This is a genomic window from Nocardioides sp. P5_C9_2 (assembly GCF_054049555.1).
The window spans coordinates 1-3,160 of the sequence record NZ_JBFUMD010000453.1; the positions used below are offsets into that span (position 1 = coordinate 1).

Here is a 3,160-nt window from a genome sequence, read left to right on the forward strand (position 1 = left end):
GTGCTCGGCCTCGCGCATCTGCTGGGCGACGGCCTCACGGTCGTTGCCCTCGCTGAGCATCTCGGCCAGCAGGCCGGAGCCCACGACGAGGTGCCCTGCGGCCTCGCTGAAGAGGTCGTAGAACGAGCTGTCGACAGGGCGGAATTTCAAACGCACGGAGAACTCCGAAGGGCGGGGGGAAGAACGACCACATGTTAGGGGGTCGTGGTCCCGCGGAGGCAATCGCGCGTCAGCGGCGGCGCCGCTGCTTGGCGATGAGGGCCTCCTGCAGGTGCACGGTGCCGTCGTTGAGGGCCCACTCGCCGCTCGCATCGAGGTGCCACGCGGAGGTGTCGGCGTCGAACGCCAGGTCCAGCAGGGCGCCCACCTCCGCGGTCTTGYGCACGCCCGGCAGCCGCACCAGCACCTCCACCCGACGGTCGAGGTTGCGGTGCATCATGTCGGCCGAGCCGATCCAGGTCAGCGGCTCGCCGTCGTTGGCGAACCAGAAGACCCGGCTGTGCTCGAGGAACCTGCCCAGCACGGAGCGGACCCGGATCGTCTCCGACAGGCCGGGCACCCCGGGACGCAGCGCGCAGATGCCGCGGATCAGCAGCTCGACCTGCACGCCCGCCTGCGAGGCGAGGTACAGCGCGTCGATGATCGCCTCGTCGACGATCGAGTTGGCCTTGATCCGGATCCCCGACGTGCGGCCCGCCTGGTGGTTGGCGACCTCGGCGTGGATCTGGGTGATGAGGCCGTCGCGGACGCTGTCCGGGGCGACGAGCAGGCTGTCGTACGTCGTGTTGCGGCTGATGCCGGACAGGTTGTTGAAGAGGTGGGCGACGTCCTCGCCGACCGCGGGGTCGGCGGTGAGCAGCCCGATGTCCTCGTAGAGCCGCGCCGTCTTGGGGTTGTAGTTGCCGGTGCCGATGTGGGTGTAGCGGCGGATGCCGTCGGGCTCGTCGCGGACGACCATCGACAGCTTGCAGTGGGTCTTGAGGCCGACGAGGCCGTAGACCACGTGGCAGCCGGCCTGCTCGAGCTTGCGGGCCCAGCGGATGTTGTTGGACTCGTCGAAGCGGGCCTTGATCTCCACGATCACCAGCACCTGCTTGCCGGCCTCCGCGGCGTCGACGAGGGCGTCGATGATCGGGCTGTCACCCGACGTGCGGTAGAGCGTCTGCTTGATCGCCAGCACGTGCGGGTCGGCGGCCGCCTGCTCCAGGAACCGCTGCACCGAGGTCGCGAACGAGTCGTACGGGTGGTGCAGCAGGACGTCCTGGCGGCGTACGGCCTCGAAGACGTCGACCGGCTTCGAGCTCTCGATCTCCGCGAGCTGCGGGTGCGTCGAGGGCAGGAACGCCGGGTACTTGAGGTCCTCGCGGGGGAGGTCGGCGATGGAGTGGAGGCCGCGCAGGTCGAGCGGGCCCTGGAGCCGGGAGACCTCCTCGCGGGTCACGCCGAGCTCGGAGACGAGCAGGTCCAGCACCTTCGGGTCGATCGACTCCTCCACCTCGAGACGCACCGGCGGGCCGAACCGACGGCGCAGCAGCTCCTTCTCGAGGGCGGCGAGCAGGTTCTCCGCGTCGTCCTCCTCGACCTCGAGGTCCTCGTTGCGGGTCACCCGGAAGGTGTGGGCCTGCAGCACCTCCATGCCGGGGAAGAGCTTCTTGAGGTGCTCGCCGATGACGTCCTCGAGCGGCACGAAGCGCTGGTTGCCCACGGGCACGAAGCGGCTGAAGATCGGCGGCACCTTGACCCGGGCGAAGTGCTCGGTGCCGGACTTGGGGTTGCGCACCACGACGGCGAGGTTGAGCGAGAGCCCCGAGATGTAGGGGAAGGGGTGGGCCGGGTCGACGGCCAGCGGGGTCAGGACGGGGAAGATGCGGTCCTTGAAGAGCTTCTTGCAGACCTTCTGCTCCTCGCGGTCCAGCTCGGACCAGCGGACGATCTCGATTCCTTGGGCACGCAGCTCGGGGATGACCTTCTCGTTGAACACCAGCGCGTGGCGCTGCATCATCTCGCGGCTGCCCTCCCAGAGGAGCTCGAGCTGGTCGCGGGGGAGCAGGCCGCTCGCGGCTCGTACGGCGACCCCGGCGGCGATGCGGCGCTTGAGGCCGGCCACCCGGACCATGAAGAACTCGTCGAGGTTGCTGGCGAAGATGGCCAGGAAGCGGGTGCGCTCGAGCAGCGGCAGCGTGGGGTCCTCGGCCAGCTCGAGGACGCGCTGGTTGAAGCGCAGCCATGACAGCTCCCGGTCCAGGAACCGGTCGTGGTACTTCTCGACGGCGGCGATCTCGTCGGCGTCGGGGACGTAGGGCGGCTCGACGTCGAAGGTGTCGGGGGGGTGTCCGAACGGCTCGGTGGTGGGGCCGTCCTCGACGGAGGCTCCGACGTTGGTCGGCAGGGACGTGGTGTCGGACATGGAGTGAGTGTGTCACCGGATCGTGAACGGTGGGTGATGGTGACGAGGGACGATCAGGCCCCGGTGCCGGACTGTCCCTCCCGGGCCGACGCGAGCCCCTGGGCCAGGCGCCGCCCGGAGCGGCTCATCGCCTCGAAGACCAGGCGCATCCCGTCCTCCTCGACCGACGGGTCCGCCCAGAACGAGTCCCACGTGGTCACGCCCGTCTCCACCCGGCGGTGCAGGGACGCCCACGTGCTCGGGGCGTCGTCGGTGCCGGTGATCTCGTCCAGCAACCGCGCCAGCTCGGGCGAGACGCCCTCGGCGCGGTCGCGGGCCGAGGCGCGGGCCACGACGTCGTCGAGGTGGTCGAGGGCGCGGTCGAGGCTGGCCTCGACACCCGTGCGGCTCATCTCGTGCAGCGTGTCGTCCCGTGACGGCTGCTGGGGGTCGGGCGCCGCGGAGGCGTCGAAGAAGGTGAACGGGTCGCTCATCGTGTCACTCGCTCCTCGCCGCGACCACGGCGACGACGGCCTCGGCCAGCGCGAGGGCCTCGTCCCGGACCTGCGCGGCGTCCACCCCGGCGTCGTCGTCCCAGGACGTCACCGACACGTGCAGCATGAGGTCGTCGAGCAGGGTCACGACCTTCGCCGCGGCGTGCCCGGCGGACGGGCCGGAACCGACCCACCCGCGCCGGCCGTCCCCGAGGTCGGCCTCGGCCACCTCGTTGCCAGGGTCCTCGACGAAGGTGCGTTGCTCCTCGAACGTCGGAGG

At 70.4% G+C, this 3,160-nt stretch carries 3 protein-coding genes; all 3 read right to left on the bottom strand.

Annotated elements, in window-relative coordinates; translation table 11 throughout:
* Nucleotides 1-229: 229 nt before the first annotated feature.
* Nucleotides 230-2,407, bottom strand: coding sequence for an RNA degradosome polyphosphate kinase (locus tag ACXJKL_RS17965; RefSeq protein WP_457208372.1), 2,178 nt, complete (start codon nt 2,405-2,407; stop codon nt 230-232).
* A 53-nt stretch (nt 2,408-2,460) separates the two neighbouring features.
* Nucleotides 2,461-2,880 (bottom strand): hypothetical protein, encoded by a 420-nt coding sequence (locus tag ACXJKL_RS17970; protein WP_457208373.1) that lies wholly within the window; start codon nt 2,878-2,880, stop codon nt 2,461-2,463.
* A 4-nt stretch (nt 2,881-2,884) separates the two neighbouring features.
* On the bottom strand, nt 2,885-3,160 hold a 276-nt coding region (locus ACXJKL_RS17975; protein WP_457208374.1), incomplete at its 5' end, for a hypothetical protein.